The organism is Clostridium sp. (assembly GCF_026168755.1).
In the GTDB taxonomy this organism is placed as follows: Bacteria; Bacillota; Clostridia; order Clostridiales; family Clostridiaceae; genus Clostridium.
Map to the genome: position 1 here is coordinate 87,762 of NZ_JAPFDR010000001.1, position 17,366 is coordinate 105,127.

The 17,366-nt window shown below is 28.0% G+C and carries 16 protein-coding genes; 13 read left to right on the plus strand and 3 right to left on the minus strand.

Annotation, left to right across the window (positions count from 1 at the left end; translation table 11 throughout):
- Positions 1-14 precede the first annotated feature (14 nt).
- Entirely contained in the window at positions 15-1,373 is a 1,359-nt protein-coding gene (locus Q0Y03_RS00460) for a Mur ligase family protein (RefSeq protein WP_297711895.1), read from the minus strand.
- A 315-nt stretch (positions 1,374-1,688) separates the two neighbouring features.
- Between Q0Y03_RS00460 and Q0Y03_RS00465 the strand changes: the two genes are divergently transcribed.
- From Q0Y03_RS00465 to Q0Y03_RS00475, 3 genes are all read left to right on the plus strand, one after another.
- Complete coding sequence (locus tag Q0Y03_RS00465) at positions 1,689-2,624, plus strand: alpha/beta hydrolase (RefSeq protein WP_297711896.1); 936 nt, start codon at positions 1,689-1,691, stop codon at positions 2,622-2,624.
- Positions 2,625-2,690: 66 nt separating this feature from the next.
- On the plus strand, positions 2,691-3,245 hold the full coding sequence (locus tag Q0Y03_RS00470) for a TspO/MBR family protein (RefSeq protein WP_297711897.1): 555 nt from the start codon (positions 2,691-2,693) through the stop codon (positions 3,243-3,245).
- A gap of 83 nt (positions 3,246-3,328) precedes the next feature.
- On the plus strand, positions 3,329-5,512 hold the full coding sequence (locus tag Q0Y03_RS00475) for a type IA DNA topoisomerase (protein ID WP_297711898.1): 2,184 nt from the start codon (positions 3,329-3,331) through the stop codon (positions 5,510-5,512).
- Positions 5,513-5,579: 67 nt separating this feature from the next.
- Here the strand turns inward: Q0Y03_RS00475 and Q0Y03_RS00480 are convergent, their stop codons facing one another.
- Both Q0Y03_RS00480 and Q0Y03_RS00485 read right to left on the minus strand, forming a co-directional pair.
- Positions 5,580-6,281 (minus strand): LrgB family protein, encoded by a 702-nt coding sequence (locus tag Q0Y03_RS00480; RefSeq protein ID WP_297711899.1) that lies wholly within the window; start codon positions 6,279-6,281, stop codon positions 5,580-5,582.
- A gap of 4 nt (positions 6,282-6,285) precedes the next feature.
- Positions 6,286-6,675, minus strand: coding sequence for a CidA/LrgA family protein (locus Q0Y03_RS00485; protein WP_297711900.1), 390 nt, complete (start codon positions 6,673-6,675; stop codon positions 6,286-6,288).
- A 170-nt stretch (positions 6,676-6,845) separates the two neighbouring features.
- Between Q0Y03_RS00485 and Q0Y03_RS00490 the strand changes: the two genes are divergently transcribed.
- From Q0Y03_RS00490 to pyrF, 10 genes are all read left to right on the plus strand, one after another.
- Positions 6,846-7,874, plus strand: coding sequence for an ABC transporter substrate-binding protein (locus Q0Y03_RS00490; protein WP_297711901.1), 1,029 nt, complete (start codon positions 6,846-6,848; stop codon positions 7,872-7,874).
- A 99-nt stretch (positions 7,875-7,973) separates the two neighbouring features.
- Positions 7,974-8,741 carry an ABC transporter ATP-binding protein gene (locus Q0Y03_RS00495; RefSeq protein ID WP_297711902.1) on the plus strand — a complete coding sequence of 256 codons (768 nt, stop codon included), beginning with the start codon at positions 7,974-7,976 and terminating at the stop codon, positions 8,739-8,741.
- Positions 8,734-9,534: an ABC transporter permease gene (locus tag Q0Y03_RS00500; RefSeq protein ID WP_297712024.1), complete on the plus strand. Its 801-nt coding sequence runs from the start codon at positions 8,734-8,736 to the stop codon at positions 9,532-9,534. Before Q0Y03_RS00495 ends, Q0Y03_RS00500 begins: the two co-directional genes overlap by 8 nt.
- A gap of 180 nt (positions 9,535-9,714) precedes the next feature.
- Positions 9,715-11,367 (plus strand): tetratricopeptide repeat protein, encoded by a 1,653-nt coding sequence (locus Q0Y03_RS00505; RefSeq protein ID WP_297711903.1) that lies wholly within the window; start codon positions 9,715-9,717, stop codon positions 11,365-11,367.
- Between the two features lie 226 nt (positions 11,368-11,593).
- Positions 11,594-12,694 carry a 6-phosphofructokinase gene (locus tag Q0Y03_RS00510; protein WP_297711905.1) on the plus strand — a complete coding sequence of 367 codons (1,101 nt, stop codon included), beginning with the start codon at positions 11,594-11,596 and terminating at the stop codon, positions 12,692-12,694.
- Positions 12,695-12,907: 213 nt separating this feature from the next.
- Positions 12,908-13,687, plus strand: coding sequence for a serine hydrolase (locus Q0Y03_RS00515; RefSeq protein WP_297711906.1), 780 nt, complete (start codon positions 12,908-12,910; stop codon positions 13,685-13,687).
- 187 nt (positions 13,688-13,874) lie between these two features.
- The gene (gene pyrB, locus Q0Y03_RS00520) at positions 13,875-14,795 is read left to right on the plus strand and encodes an aspartate carbamoyltransferase (protein ID WP_297711907.1); all 921 of its coding nucleotides are present in this window, start codon (positions 13,875-13,877) and stop codon (positions 14,793-14,795) included.
- Complete coding sequence (locus Q0Y03_RS00525; protein WP_297711908.1) at positions 14,796-15,227, plus strand: aspartate carbamoyltransferase regulatory subunit; 432 nt, start codon at positions 14,796-14,798, stop codon at positions 15,225-15,227.
- Positions 15,228-15,231: 4 nt separating this feature from the next.
- Complete coding sequence (locus tag Q0Y03_RS00530) at positions 15,232-16,428, plus strand: dihydroorotase (RefSeq protein ID WP_297711909.1); 1,197 nt, start codon at positions 15,232-15,234, stop codon at positions 16,426-16,428.
- A gap of 56 nt (positions 16,429-16,484) precedes the next feature.
- Positions 16,485-17,357 carry an orotidine-5'-phosphate decarboxylase gene (pyrF, locus tag Q0Y03_RS00535; RefSeq protein ID WP_297711910.1) on the plus strand — a complete coding sequence of 291 codons (873 nt, stop codon included), beginning with the start codon at positions 16,485-16,487 and terminating at the stop codon, positions 17,355-17,357.
- Positions 17,358-17,366: the final 9 nt, after the last annotated feature.

Here is a 17,366-nt window from a genome sequence, read left to right on the forward strand (position 1 = left end):
AAGCTCCTCCTATATTACCAAAGGTTTTTAATATATCCTTTAGAGTGTAAATATTTTCTATAGTTTATCATTGCAGTATAAGTAGCTAGAATATATAACTTTTTATTTTTACCAGCCCTAATTTTAGATGTTAGATTTTCATAATCTTCTTCAATGATGAGCTTTGAAGGTGGTATACCAGCAGTTTTAAGTCTTACTGCCATATCAAAAGCTCTAAGCCCAGATACATATACTTCATCTAAATCAGCATCTTTTAAATTTTCAAAATTAACATCCCAAATCCAAGATACATCTCTACCATCTGCATAATTATCATTAAGTAGAAAGGCACATGAGAAAGAATCTTTGTTAAGACATAAAGTGTCTAATGCCTGATTATATCCAGCAGGATTTTTAACAAGTATAATTTTAACTTCTTTATCATCAATGTTTATTATTTCTTGTCTTCCGAAACTAGAACTTTGACTTTCTAAAGATTTTTTTATTGTATTATCATCAATGTTAAGTTCCTTTGTAATAGAGTAAGCACAAAGGGCATTATAAATATTATAAACACCGGATTGTCCAAGATAAATTTCAGTATCTCCGAATTTTACAGTTGAACTTTCAGCTGTTAGTTCTAGAATTTCATCTACACCATATTTTATTGATGGATGAGTATATCCACAGCCTGTACAGTAGTAGTCACCTAAGTGGTTATATGTAACGAAATTATAGCTATAAGGAGTTTTACAGAATTTACAGAACTTTGAATCTGCATTTACGTCTATAGTTTTATTTTCATTTATTGGAGTTTTAAATCCATAGAAAATTAATTCATTTTTAACATCTAATTTTCCAAGAAGAGACTCGTCTCCATTAAGAACAAGCTTACTTTCAGGAACAAGAGTTATACCTTCTAAAATTTTAGTTAATGTAGTATATACTTCCCCGTATCTGTCAAGCTGATCTCTGAAAAGATTAGTAACTGTTATTATTTCAGGAGTAATATATTTTGTAATATATTTTAAATTTGCTTCATCTACTTCAATAATTGCATATTTATTTTCATCTTTGTTGAAAAATTTATAGTTTTCTACAAATGTAGTAACTATACCAGGGTAAAGATTTGCACCTGTATTGTTAGTTATAACAGAATATCCTTTTTCTTTAATGATGTTATAAATCATGCTTGTAGTAGTAGTTTTACCATTAGTTCCTGTAACTAAAACTACTTTATATCCCTTAGAAACTTTAGATAAGATATTGTTATCTAGCTTTAAAGCTACTCTTCCAGGGAAAGTAGTTCCACCTTTTAAAATGGTTTTAGTAAGAAATAATGTGAATTTTGTTGCTAATATACTTAGAATTGACTTAATACTAATTTCCTTCACCACCTACAATAATTTATTTACATTATTAACAATAATATTGAAATATAAACATTTAGTAGCAAATATTAAATTATAGTGAAATTATTCATTTTAATTTTTAACATATCGGCTTTAAATGACATATCAATACTAAAATAGTATAACACAAAGTTACGCTTTAACAAATCTATCTTTGTATTATATTTGAGCTAAATTAAAAATTTTTAATAAAAAAGTTAAATTGTAAAAAAATAATTAAAAATATAGATTTATAATTGACATTACTAAAATGCAGTTTAATAATATAATCAAAAAACTGAAAAGAGGAAAATAGTTTTGGAAAGATTTTGTTTTATAGATAAAAATGGAAAAGAAATTAAGTGTTACAAATGGACTACAACACAAGAGATAAAAGGAGTAGTACAACTTGTTCATGGTATGACGGAATATGCTTTAAGATATGATTATTTTGCAGAGAAGCTTTGTGAAAAGGGTTATACTGTTTATGCTCATGATCAAAGAGGACATGGAGAAACATCTAGAGAGGATGAAGAAAGAGGATATATTGCTGATAATGAAGGATTTGATATTTTAGTTGAGGATGTGAAAGAGTTAACAGATATAATAAAAGAAGAAAATCCTAATGTACCCATAATAATGTTTGCCCATAGTATGGGTTCATTTGTTGCTCAAAGATATATAGAATTATATGGAGATAAAATCCATGGAGTAATTTTATCAGGAACTAATGGGAGGCCAGATAAAATTACTAAGCTTGGAATTTTAATTTCGAAAATTGAGATTATGTTAAGGGGAAGAAAAGCAAAAAGTAAATTGATGGATAAATTATCATTTGGGGACTTTAACTCTAATTTTAAACCTAATAGAACAGATTATGATTGGTTATGCTCAGTAGAAGAGGAAGTGGACAAGTATATAGAAAGCAATATGTGTGGATTTATTTGTACAACATCATTTTATTATGACTTAATTAGAGGATTATGGAAAATAAATAGAAAAGAAAATTTAAGAAAGATACCTACGAACTTACCAATATTTATTTTTGCAGGTGATAAAGATCCTGTAGGGAATTTTGGAAAGGGTATAATTAGATTGTATAATGATTATAAAGAATTAGGAATATTAGATTTAGAATATAAATTATATAAAAATGGAAGACATGAAATGTTAAATGAAAAAAATAAAGATGAGGTAATTCAAGATTTAATAGAATGGATTAATGTTAAAGTTAAGCAATATATAAACAGTTAATATAGGTAAACATTATTTCTTATTATGAAACATATACTTAATTAGTAATAATAAGAGGTGATGGTAATGAAAAAGAAAGTAAAAGTACAAAAAGCCCCTAAAGGCAAAAGACAAAATATTATTAAGGAAATATTTTGTGTAAATAATAAGTTTAATTTTAAGGGGTTATTAAAGAATATTTTAATGTCTGTTGGTGGAGGTTTATTAGTAGGATTTATTACAAGAAACTCAATAAATGTTTATGATACATTGAAAAAGAGTTTCTTGACGCCTCCTAATGGTATTTTTCAAATAGTATGGATTGTATTGTATACATTAATAGGTATTGCAGCATATAGAATATATATGAATAATAAGGATGAAAAAAATGATTATAACGGATACTTTTATTATTTAATACAGCTATTGATAAATTTTTTATGGCCTATAATATTTTTCAATTTAAGATTATATGGAATTTCTTTTATCTTGATAATAATTTTATTGACTTTAATTATAATTACTACAATAAAGTTCTTGAAAGTTGATACAATAGCAGGTATATTGATGATACCTTATATAGGATGGGTAGCTTTTGCCTCATATTTAACATTTTATATTTGGATGTTTAATGAGATGTAAGAATTAAATTTGAATTATGAAAATAAATAGGATAAAATATAAATCTGGTAATGTATTAATACAGATTTAAGGAGAAGAGTATTTTGAAAAAAGTAATTATAGCAGAAAAACCATCAGTAGCTAAGAATATTGCAGACGCATTTAAGATAAAGACAAGAAGAGATGGTTATTATGAGGGCGAAGATTATTTAGTTACATGGGCTTTTGGACATTTACTTCAATTATATGATGCAAAGGATTATGATGAAAATATGAAGGGGTGGAGGATGGAGAAGTTTCCATTCATTCCTGAAGGTTTTAAATATAAGATTAAATGTGATAACTTAAATAGAACTGTTACGGACAAAGGTGCTGAAAAGCAAATTAATATAATAAAAGGATTAATAGATAGAGATGATGTTGATGGAGTTATCTCTGCTACAGACTATGATAGAGAAGGGCAAGTAATATCAGATGAACTATTTATTCATTATGATATAAAGAAACCTATATATAGACTTTTACTTAATGAATGGACAGAAGATGAAGTTAAAAAAGGAATGTCTAATTTAAAGCTAAATAGTGAAATGAAACCACTTCAAGATGCAGGAATTGGAAGACAATTAGCTGATTGGACAATAGGAATTAATTTAACTTCAGTCGCAACTTTACGTTACGGAGCTAGTGAAAAAAAGACTATCAATATTGGAAGAGTATTACTTCCAACATTAAAAATTATATATGATAGAGATAAGGAAATTGAAAATTTTAAAGAATCTTCTTACTATAAATTATTAATTAGTTTAAAATCTAAAGATAACATAGAGTTTGAAAGTCTTTATTATGAAAATTCTTCTGAAAAGTTTGAAAAAAAAGATTATCTAGATAATTTAAGTAAGATATTAAAAGAAAAACAAGCAGTAGTTGTAGATAAGGAAATAGAAAAGAAAAGGGAGTATCCGCAAAGTCTTTTTAACCTTTCTAATTTACAAGGTTATATTACTAGCAAATATAAAGGATGGACTTCAGATAAAGTGCTTAAAGTTGCTCAAGGATTATATGAAAAGAAACTTATAACTTATCCTAGAACAGCAAGTAGTGTTTTGGAAGAAAGTTTAGTTGATAAAGCAAGAAAAGTGTTAGAAACACATAAAAAGGGATTACCTTATGAAAATCAAATTAAGTTTATACAATCAAAAAGAGTATTCGATAATTCAAAGGTAGAAAGCCATAGTGCAATAACTCCTACTTATGTTATTCCTAAAGGATTAACTACAGAGGAACAATATGTTTATAATGCTATTAAAAATAGATTTATTATGCAATTTATGCCTGTAGCAGAATTTGAAGAAACTAAAATAACTCTAAAAGTTAATGATGAGTCATTAAAAGGTGAATTTATTTCAAAAGGTAAAGTTGAAATAGTTAAAGGTTGGAGAGTTGTTGAAAAAATAGAGACAAAGGATACTATTCTTCCTTTAGTTGAAAAAGGTGAGTATTTAGATATTGTGGATAGTAAAGTAAATAAGGTAACTAAAAAGCCACCTAAGTATCATACAGAAAAAACACTTTTAAGAGTTATGGAAACTTGCGGAAAATCTTTTAAGGAAGAAAAAGATGAAAATTCAGATGATGAAAGCAATTCAGATGAAATGATGCAAGCAATTTTAAGTGGATTCAGTATAGGAACCCCTGCAACTAGAGCAGAAACTATAAAGAAGCTTAAGGATATTGGATACATAAAAACTAAAGGAAAAAGCTTGACAACTACGGAGTTAGGTAGAACTATAGTAGAAATATTTCCAGCAAAAGAACTTTTAGATTTAGAATATACAGGTAAACTAGAAAAAACACTATCAGATATAGAAAAAGGTAAATTTAAAAAAGAGGATTTTCTAAATTTGATATTTGATTTCACTAAAAGTTCTGTTGAAAAGATAAAAAATGATACTTCTATGCTTTCAAAGTTTAAGGTTGAAAAGCCAGAAGGTGCAGAAGAAGTAGGAAAATGTCCTGTATGTGGTAATGCAATAATTGAAGGTGAAAAAGGTTTTGGATGTACTAACTGGAAAAATGGATGCAAGTTTACTATTTGGAAGAATGATAAGTTTATAGAGGCCATGGGTAAAAAGGTAACTAAGGAAATGGTTGCACTATTACTTAAAAATGGAAAAGTAGGATTTAGGAATTTAAAAAGTAAAAAAGGTACTTTTTTCTCTGCATATTTAAGATATGAAAAAGATGAGAAAAGTGGATATTATAACTGGAAAATGGAGTTTATAAATTAAATATAATATTTGAAAATAAAAAAGCCATAAGATATGTAAGTATATATACTATATCTTATGGTTTTTTCTACATAAAAGTGGATAGAATAGAGTAGCAAATAGGAGCTAAAAATACAGTAATTATTCCTGCAACTCCAATTGATAATGAACTCATGGCACCTTCAGTTTCGCCTATTTCTAGAGCCTTACTTGTTCCAACAGCATGAGAAGCTGTTCCAAGAGAAACACCCCTAGCAATTGGATGATTAATTCTTAAAATTTTAAATACGGTAGGGCCAACTACAGCGCCGATTATTCCAGAAAGAACAATAGCAAGAACCGTTATAGAGGAAACTCCACCTAAACTATTAGTAATTTCTATACCTATAGGAGTAGTAACGCTTTTTGATAGTAGGGAAATAGTCAAACTGTTATCTAATCTTAAGAAAATAGAAATAGAAATAACAGACAATACACTAACTAAACTTCCAACGAAAATTCCTGCAAAAATAGGAAGGAAATTTTTTTTGAGTAGAGATAAATTTTTATATAATGGTACAGCTAGTACTATTGTTGCTGGACCTAAGAAAATATTAATAAATTGACCACCTTTATTGTACGTATCAAAATCTATATTAAATATTTTTAAAAATGCAATTATAATTATTGATGCTATTAAAAGTGGATTTAAAAGTGGAAATTTTGTTTTTTTATAAATAAACAGACCTATTTCAAAAGCAATTAAAGAAATAAATATTCCAAAAAACATATTATTTACGAATATATCCATTTAATTAAGCCTCCTTTTGATTAATTTTATCTTTTTTAACTTCTTTTGTAGATTTTCTATTGCATATAAATTCAATAGTGATGCCGGTAGCAGCAATAACGATTATAGTAGTTAATATGCAAAGAAGTATTATTTTGAAAATACTCCCTTTAAGAGATGTAAAAGATGTCATAAGTCCTACCGAGGCTGGAATAAAGAAAAATGCTAAGTGATCTAGAAAAAAGTTAGCTAAATTTTCAACTTTTTCAACTTTAACAATATTTGATGTTAGTAAAACAAATAATAAAATCATTCCTATTATGCTTCCAGGTACAGGCAAATTAAGTAGTTTCGAAATTATTTCACTTACAAAATATATAGAAAGAAGTAAAATAGATTCTCTGAAAAATTTCATTAATAGGACCTCCTTTTTTTTAATACAAAAATACTTTAACACTAAAAAAAAAAATAGTAAATACTTATAAATTTCCTATCAATTAAAAACTACATTAATTAACAAAAATCAACTATAAATCATAATATAAATCATAATAATATAAATAGTTGGGCTAAAAAGGAGTAGGAATGAGTAAAATATTAAAAAAATTTGCTGCTATTATAGGGATAATAGCTATTATAGGAGCTAGTTTTGTGGGTTGTCAAAAAACATCAACTAAGGATAAAAGTGATATGGAATTACAAACTGTAAGATTAAATGAAGTTGTTAGATCTGTTTTTTATGCACCTATGTATGTAGCAATTACTGAGGGCTTTTTTGAAGAAGAAGGTCTAGAAATTGACTTAACAACTGGACAGGGTGCTGATAAAACAATGCAACAATTATTAAGTGGAAATGTTGATATTGGTTTTTCAGGTCCAGAGCAAGCTGTTTATATCTATAATCAAGGTAGAGAAGATTATCCAGTAGTATTTGGACAACTTACTCAAAAAGATGGATCATTTTTAGTTGGAAGAGAAGCTGAAGAAAACTTTGATTGGACATCATTAAAAGGAAAAGAATTAATTGGTGGAAGACCAGGTGGAATACCAGAAATGGCATTAGAATATGTATTAAAACAAAATGGATTAGATCCATCAACTGATGTTAATATGGTAACAAATATTGATTTTACTGCTACTTCAGGAGCTTTTAAATCAGGTACTGGAGATTACGTGGCATTATTTGAACCTACAGCAACAATGCTTCAAAATGATGGTGGTGGAAATATTGTAGCTTCTGTTGGAGAATCTGCAGGTAATATAGCATATACATGTTTCTATACAACAAAATCATATATGGATAAAAATCCAGAAGTATTACAAAAGTTTACTAATGCTATATATAAAGGACAACAATGGGTTAAGGAACATACAAGTGATGAAATTGCAGAATCAATAGTTTCATATTTCCCAGGAACTGATGAAAAGGTAATAGCACAAGTTATTGATAATTATAAGAGTATCGATGCATATTCAGAAACTCCTGTTGTTAGTGAGGATGGATTAAATAGGTTAATGGATATAATACAAGGTTATGATTCAAGTTTAATACAAACAAGGCCAGATTTTGATACTATTGTAAACAATGATTTTGCAAATGAAGCTATAAAATAGTTAGGAAATAGTAGTATTGAGTTAATAATTAGTGTTAAAGGGACTAAAGAATAACTCCTAATTATTAACTCCTATCTAACCAAAAGGGTGGTGGAAATAGTGAGTCTCTTAGAGATAAAAGATGTAAATATGAATTATCATAAAAGTGATGGAGTAACAGAGGCTTTAAAAGATATAAGTTTTACAGTTGATAATGGAGAATTTATAAGTATAATTGGCCCCTCAGGATGTGGAAAATCTACATTATTAAATATAATTAGTGGACTTTTACAACCTTCTTCAGGTGAAATTAAATATAATGATCCAGAAGTTAAGAATAACTTAGATAAAATGGGTTATATGTTCCAAAAGGATTTTTTATTTCCATGGTTAACAGTAAGAGAAAATATAATATTAGGGTTGAAGATAAAGAAAATATATACAAAGGAAAATAGAGAATTTGCATGTGAATTATTAAAAAATTATGGATTAGAAAAGTTTGCAAATCATAAACCAACTGAATTATCAGGAGGAATGAGACAAAGAGTGGCTCTTATAAGAACACTAGCATTAAAACCAGAGGTATTATTATTAGATGAACCTTTCTCGGCATTAGATTACCAAAGTAGATTAAAGGTTACAGATGATGTAGCTGAGATAATAAAAAAAGAGGGTAAAACTGCAATAATGGTTACTCATGATTTAGGTGAAGCTATAACAATGTCTAAAAGAGTAATAGTCTTAAGTACTAGACCTGCAACTATTAAAGATGATGTGAAAATTTCGTTTGAAAGAGATTATTTAACTCCATTTGATAAAAGAAAAGAGAAAGAATATAATGATTACTTTAAAAAGCTATGGGGGGAAATAGAGAATGCAAATGAATAAGGAACATGAATTATATTTAAAAAACATTAAGAAAAGGAAAATTAAAATTACTATTCTTAGAATATCTATTTTAGTTATATTTATTGCATTATGGGAAATTGCAGCGCAACTAAAATGGATAGATCCATTTTTAACATCAAGTCCTAGTAGAATTGTTAAATCTCTGATTGAATTTGTAAATGAAGGAACGTTAGCGAGGCACATTTGGGTAACTTGTTATGAAACTATATTAGGATTTGTTTTAGGAACAGTTCTTGGGGTCATAATTGCTATTTTGCTATGGTCATCAGAAACAGCATCTAAAGTATTAGATCCATATTTGGTAGTATTAAATGCACTTCCAAAGGTTGCATTGGCACCTATAATTATATTTTGGGTTGGAAATGGAACTTCAGCTATTATAGCTATTGCTTTATTAATTTCAATAGTTACAACTATAATAAGTGTTTTGACAGGTTTTAAAGAAGTTGATAATGGTAAAATATTATTAATGAAAACATTCAGAGCAAGTAAATGGCAAACATTAAGATATTTAATTTTCCCAGCATGTGTTCCTGTTATAATATCAGCTTTAAAGATAAATGTGGGGTTGTCTTGGGTAGGAGTAATTATGGGAGAGTTTTTAGTTGCTAGAGAAGGGCTTGGTTTCTTAATTATATATGGTGGACAAATCGCACAATTAGATATGGTAATGATGAGCATAGTTATTTTGTCAGTTATAGCTTTTATAATGTATGAAATAGTAGCAGTTATTGAAAATAAGCTCATAAAAAAAGATGATGTATACAATTAAAAAAGGAAGAAATATAATTAAGAGTTAAAAGTTTAATTTCATAGCTTTTACTCTTAATTTATTATTTTATAGTCATAGTTATACAATATTTTTTTGTTTTTTAAGAAATAATTGAAAAATCTTGTTATTTTTGATAAGATTATAACAAATAATAAAATATTAAACCAATATGGAGGCTTTATGGAAAAAAATAAAAACCACTCCTTAAAGGAAAAAAAAGAAGTAAATAAAGAAAATAAATATATAGGATCAATAGCAACTTTAGTTTTTTCAATAGTTTTTGCATTTGTAGTTTTAATTTCAATACAGTTTATAATGGGAGATGAAACAGTAACAATAAGTAATAATAAAGCTGAACAATATTATTATGATGGTAAGTTTGATGAGGCTATTAATGAGTATATGTTAATGCAAAATGATGATGTTTGGCCAATATGGACTGTTAAAGCTGCAGAAGTATACTCTGTAAAAGGTGATATGGCACAAGCAGATAATTTATTAAGAGAAGCTGTAGTAAAAAGAGATAAGGTAATGTTAGAAAATGGAGATAAATACATAGAACAAGATCAAGAATTAATCAATAAAGTTGTATTTACTTTCTATATAAATAATGAGTTAGATCAAGCTGAAAGTTTAGGGGAATATTACTTAACTACATATAGTAAATATAAACCATTGTTAAAAACCATGTTTGCTGTGTATCTAGCCAATGGAGATGCTGAATCAGCAGAAGATGTTGTTGCTTCATATTCTGTAGATGATGAAAGTGCTTATGATTTAGCCATTTTAGCTAAAATGCAAATTATGTTAGGAAATTATGATGATGGATTAGATAATTTAAAGAAGTCTTATAATTTAGATAAAAACGAAATTAAATCTTTTGATGTAATAATGGAAACTTGTGAATTTGATAAAAGTACATTATTAGATGAAATAAATAAATTATCAGAGGAAAATCCAAAGGAAGAAGCATATCAAGTTTGGTTAGAAGGAATTAATAAGTTAGATGAATCAAATAAGGACTTATCAAAAGTTATAATTGATGAAATTAATACTAATATAGATGTTGATACTTTAGATAAAGATTCATATGTATATAATTATGTAGAAGCTTGGAGTTATTATAATAAAGGTCAATATGATAAAGCGTTAGAAGCTTGTAATGAAGCAATTGTAGCTAATCCAAAATATACAAATACATTTGGTATTTTAATTACTAAAATATTAATTGCAACAGAAAATCCAGACAAAGTTGAAGGATATTTTAGAACAGCTATATATAATGAACCATTTAATTATAATTTAATTACAAGTATAGGAAAAATATACGAAAATGATTTAAAAAATTACGATAAGGCTAAAAAAGCTTTAAATTTTGCGTTATCATTAAACAAAGATGAAGATGTATTATATTATAATTTAGCTTTTATTGATTTAGCTATGGAAAATACTGATGAAGCTATTACAAATTTAAAGAAAGCAATATCAGTAGATGAAAATAACTATAAATATTATAGAACTTTGGGAACTTTATATTTTAACAATAAAGATTATGATAAAGCAATCGAAAGTATAAGAAAAGCATATTTATTAAATGAAAAAGATGTTTTATCACTTAATAATGCTGCTTGTTACTATATAATGGTAGAGAAAGATATATGGAGAGGATACTCTAATATAGAATCTGCATATAATGATATGCCAAGTGATTTGGATGAAGATTTAAAAGAGTTGATTACAAGTAATTATGAGGAAATTAAAAAGGTATATGATAAATATGTTAATGATGAAAGCACAGCTATTAACATTGATAATTTAAAGTTGGTATATTAGTAAAAATTAATAAATAGTAATATAAAAGGTAGATTTCTTAAATCTGCCTTTTTATATTATAGTTCAAAAGTAAGAGGCAAAAAACACTTTCAAGATATTTGAATTTATGGTATTATAATATAAGAATAAATATTCAGAATTTTATGAATAAGAATGTAATAATAAGAAATTTAACTGGGGAAAATGCTGAAAAATTATTAGATAATGGGTAGGGAGGAGTTTTCAAATGGAACAAAAAATTAAAAAAATAGCTTTATTAACAGGTGGTGGGGATTGTCCGGGTTTAAATGCAGTAATAAGAGCAGTAACAAGAACAGCAATCTTAAACTATGGAATCGAAGTAATTGGATACAAATTTGGATATAGAGGTTTATATAATAATGATTTTATTAATTTAACATTAGATTCAGTATCTGGAATATTACATAGAGGAGGTACTATCCTTTATAGTTCCAATAAAGATAATTTATTTGATTATCTTGTTGAAGAAAATGGTGAGGTAGTAAAAAAAGACGTTTCTGACGTTGCAGTAGAAAATTTAAAAAAAGAAGGGGTTGATGTATTAGTTGTGATAGGGGGAGATGGTACATTAACATCTGCAAGAGATTTTGCTAGAAAAGGTGTTAAGGTAATAGGGGTTCCTAAAACTATAGATAATGATTTAGCATCAACCGATGTAACATTTGGATTTAATACTGCAATCGATGTTGTAACAGAAGCTTTAGATAGACTTCATACAACTGCAGAATCACATCATAGAATTATGTTGTGTGAAGTAATGGGAAGAAATGCTGGATGGATAGCTTTAGAAGCGGGTATAGCAGGATCAGCAGATATTATTCTTTTACCAGAAATTCCATACGATATTAATAAGATTGCTGAAAAGGTAAAAGAGAGAGAAGAACAAGGTAAAAACTTTACTATTATAGTTGTATCAGAAGGGGCAAGACCTAAAGATGGAGAAGTTGTGGTAGCAAAAATTGTTGCTGATAGTCCAGATCCTATAAGATTGGGGGGAATAGGTAATAAGCTTGCAAGTGATTTAGAAAAGGTTATTAAGGATCATGAAGTTAGATGTACAGTATTAGGCCATATACAAAGAGGGGGAAATACTTCAACATATGATAGAATACTATCAACAAGATACGGAGTTGCAGCAGTTGAACTTATGATAGAGGGTAAGTTTGGAGAAATGGTTTGTTTAAAAGGCAATACAATAAGTAGTGATAGTTTAGAAAATGTAATTGGTCAAAAAACTAAAAATGTTAATATTGATGGAGAATTAGTGCAAGTTGCTAAGAAAATTGGTATTACTTTTGCTGAATAGATAGTTAATATTTAAAATATTATTAGTGGTAAGAGGAAAAATATAGAATAAAGCTTAAGTATGCTAAAGTCTATATTTAAAACTTGCCACTATTTTTATATATAATATAATAATGGAAAAAATCGATTAGAATACTTCAAAATATTCTGACAATATGGTATACTTATATTAAAGTAAAAGAAATATTTGAATTAGTGGATTTAGGAGGGTATTATGAAAGAAATAAAGAAATATTTAGAATCAAGGATTGGGAAATATAGTTTCTTTTTTGAAGATTTGAAAAGTGGATATGTGTATGGATACAATGAAAACGTTTCTATGACAGCAGCTGGCTGTATGAAGCTTCCTATTGCTGTTTCATTAATAAAGGCGGTTGAAGATAAAAAAGTTGATTTTATGGATAAGATAAAGATACAAAGTTCAGATAAGGTTTATGGAACAGGGATAATCCATGAATTTAATGAAAGAGAATATACAGTTTTTGAACTTATGGTAATAATGTTAATTCAAAGTGATAATACAGCTGCTAATAAAATTATAGATATAGTTGGAATGGAAGAAATAAATGAAGATATTATAAGAATGGGATTAAAGAATACTAGGTTAAATAGGAAGACGAATGATGAAAGAACAGCTATAACAGGTGTTGAAAACATAACAACAGCTTATGATTTATCAAAAATATGGAAGCATCTATCTAATGGAACCTTCTTAAACAAAGATAATGGTCAAATGCTTATAGATATTTTAAGAAGGCAGCAAATAAAAAATAAATTGGCTTTATATATTCCTGATGATTTAAAGATTGAAATATCTAGTAAAACAGGTGATAAAAAAGGAGTTGAAAATGATACAGCATATTTAGAATTACCAAAAGGAAAATTTGTATTCACCATTTTATCACAAGATATACCTAATAGTGTATATGGAACAGTATCCTTAGCTAAATGTGGTAAAATGATGTGGGACGATGTAATGAATAATTGGCATTAAAAATATTGACAAATTTTTAATGAAGTGATATCCTAACACAAAGAACCTTTAAAGGAATCCGAGAGCTTCATAAGGAAGTTGTAATAATACTAATATTATGAGATTACTATACCTTCCTTATATTATAAGGAAGGTTTTTTGTATTCTTTAAATTTAACACTGTGATGTTAAAAAGGAGTGACAATAAATGAAAAATAAACATTTAATCAGTCCAATGGACTTTTCAAAGGAAGAACTTAATGAAATATTCGAGTTAGCAGAAAAAATTATTTCAAATCCAAAAGAATTTTCACATATCTGTGATGGGCAAATCTTAGCTACACTTTTTTATGAACCAAGTACAAGAACAAGATTTAGTTTTGAAGCTGCAATGATGAGATTAGGCGGTAAAATCCTAGGGTTTTCAGAGCCAAACTCAACTTCAAGTGCAAAAGGTGAAACATTAGCAGACACTATAAGAATGGTTTCTATTTATTCAGATATAATTGCAATGAGACATCCTAAAGAAGGGGCAGCAAAGGTTGCAAGTATGTATTCATCAGTACCAGTTATTAATGCAGGAGATGGTGGACATCAACATCCAACTCAAACATTAACAGATCTATTAACTATAAAATCACAAAAAGGAACTTTAGAAGGACATAAAATTGGCCTTTGTGGAGATTTAAAAAATGGACGTACAGTACAATCATTAATTGCAGCTATGTCTAGATATGAAGATACAGAATTTATTCTTATATCTCCAAAAGAGCTTGTAATACCAGAATATATTAGAGAAGAAATATTAAAAAGAAATAATATTTCATTTAAAGAAGTAGAAAATATAGAAGAAGTAATAGATGAGCTAGATATTTTATATATGACAAGAATTCAAAAAGAAAGATTCTTTAATGAAGAAGAGTATTTAAGATTAAAGGACTCTTATATATTAGATAATGAGAAAATGTCTAAAGCAAAGGAAGATATGATTGTAATGCATCCACTTCCTAGAGTAAATGAAATTGCTACAGAAGTAGATGATGATAAAAGAGCAGTTTACTTTAAACAAGCTGAGTATGGAATGTATGTAAGAATGGCTTTAATAGTTAAGTTACTGGGGGTAATGTAAATGCTACAAATAACTAGTATAAAAAATGGATTCATGTTAGATCATATAAAGGCTGGAATGGGAGTTAAAATATTTAGATATTTGCACCTAGATAAATTAGGCCATCAAGTTGCATTAATAATAAATGCAGATAGCAAAAAGATGGGAAAAAAAGATATAATAAAAATAGAGAATATTGAAGAAATAAATTATACAGCACTTGGATTATTATCTCCAGGTATTACTATAAATGAAGTTAGAAATGAAGTAATAGTTAATAAAATAAAACCAGAATTACCAGAGAGGATTCAAGATATATTAATATGTGAAAATCCAAGTTGCATAACTTCCCAAGAAAAATATATACCTCATAAATTCACATTAGTTGATGGAGAAAAAGGAAGTTATAAATGTGAATATTGTGAACAGATAATAAATCCTAGCGAGGTGTAAATAGATGGACTTATTAATAAAGAATGCTAATATGATAGATGCTTATGAAAGTTTTTTTGGAGATATATTAATAACAGATGGAATAATAACGGAAATTGGAAAAGAAATAAACAAAGATGGAATAGATATAATAGATGCAAAAGGTTTAACTTTAATGCCTTCATTTATAGATACACATGCACATTTTAGGGATCCAGGTTTAACATATAAAGAAGATATGGAAAGTGGTTCAAGAGCAGCAGCTAAAGGTGGGTATACAGGGGTTTGTCTAATGGGTAATACAAATCCTATATGTTCAACTAAAGAAGTTGTTGAGTATGTAAGAAATAAGGCTAAAGAAGTAGGACTAATAGATGTACATCAATGTGTTTCAATAACAGAAAACTTTGGTGGTAAATCTATAGAACATTTAAATGCTTTTGATGATGATAAAGAATTAGTTGCAATAACTGATGATGGTGTTGGAGTAATGGATTCTAGCATAATGATGAAAGCTATGGAAAAAGCTAAAGAAAATAATTGGATAGTTATGTCGCATGCAGAAGATAAAACATTCTCTAAGATTGATATGAGAATAGCAGAGGACTTAATGACAATAAGAGATTTATATTTAGCTAAAGTAACAAATGCAAGACTTCATATGGCACATGTAAGTACAATAGAGTCTATTGAGGCAATAAGAAGAGCTAAAAAAGATGGAGCAAATGTAACTTGCGAGGTAACACCGCATCATATTGGCTTAACTACTGAAGAAAGTAATTATAGGGTAAACCCTCCAATAAGGGAAAAGGAAGATGTAAATGCTATAATTGAAGGTATTAAAGATGGCACTGTAGATTGTATAGGAACTGATCATGCACCTCATACTGAAGAAGATAAGGCAAAAGGAGCCCCAGGAATGGTTGGAATTGAAACTGCATTTAGTATTTGTTATACAGAGCTTGTAAGGAAAAATGGAATTTCCTTAAGCAAGCTAAGTGAGTTAATGTCAAGAAATCCAGCTAAAATTTTAGGGATGAATAAAGGTAGTATTACTATAGGAAAAGATGGTGATTTAGTATTAGTCGATTTAAATAAAGAAATAGTTATTGATAAAGAAAAATTTGCTTCAAAGGGTAAAAATACTCCATTCCATGGAAGAAAATACTTTGGAGAAGTAGTAATGACTATAAAAGGTGGAAAGCTAATATATAGCATTTAGTAAATATATATAGCAAGATAATAAGATAACAAGAAGTTGAAAGGTGCGTAAAGTTTATGAAAAGTTTAATAATGGATAAATTATATAAAAGAGTTGAAGAAAGAGGAGTAGTTTGTTTAGGATTAGATACAGCTATTGAATACATACCAGAACATGTTTTAGAAGGTAAATCTATAGAAGAAGCAATATTTGAATATAATAAGGCTATTATAGATGAAACTTTAGATGTTGTAGCTTGCTATAAAGTTCAAATTGCATATTATGAAGCTTTAGGACTAGCAGGACTTATGGCATATAAGAAAACATTAGATTATTTAAGAGAAAAAGATGCTATTATAGTTGCTGATATAAAAAGAGGAGATATAATGGCAACTGCTACTCAATATGCAAAAGGACATTTCAGTGGTGATTTTGAAGCTGACTTTATAACTTTAAGCCCTTATATGGGAATGGATAGTATAGAACCATATATGTCGTATATGGAAAGCGGAAATAAGGGAGTATTTGTATTAGTAAGAACTTCAAATCCAGGAGCTGAAGATATTGAAAATATAGATACTAAAGACGGAAGTAAGGTTTATAAAGTTGTAGGAGATAAGCTTACTAAGATGGGGGAAAGTGTTAAAGGTGAGTGTGGATATTCTGCAATAGGTGGAGTTATAGGATGTACTCATGTTGAAGAGGGTAAAGAAATAAGAGAAAGATATAAGGATATGTTCTTCCTAATTCCAGGATATGGAGCTCAAGGTGGAAAAGCTGAAGATGTAGCTTTATACTTAAGAGATGGAAATGGTGGAGTAGTAAATTCATCAAGAGCAATTCTTTTAGCTTATAAAAAAGAAAATAAACCAGAAGAATTTGCTGCTTGTGCAAGAAGAGAAGCTATTAGAATGAGAGATGAAATAAGAAACGCAGTTAATAACCTTTAGGAGGAAAAG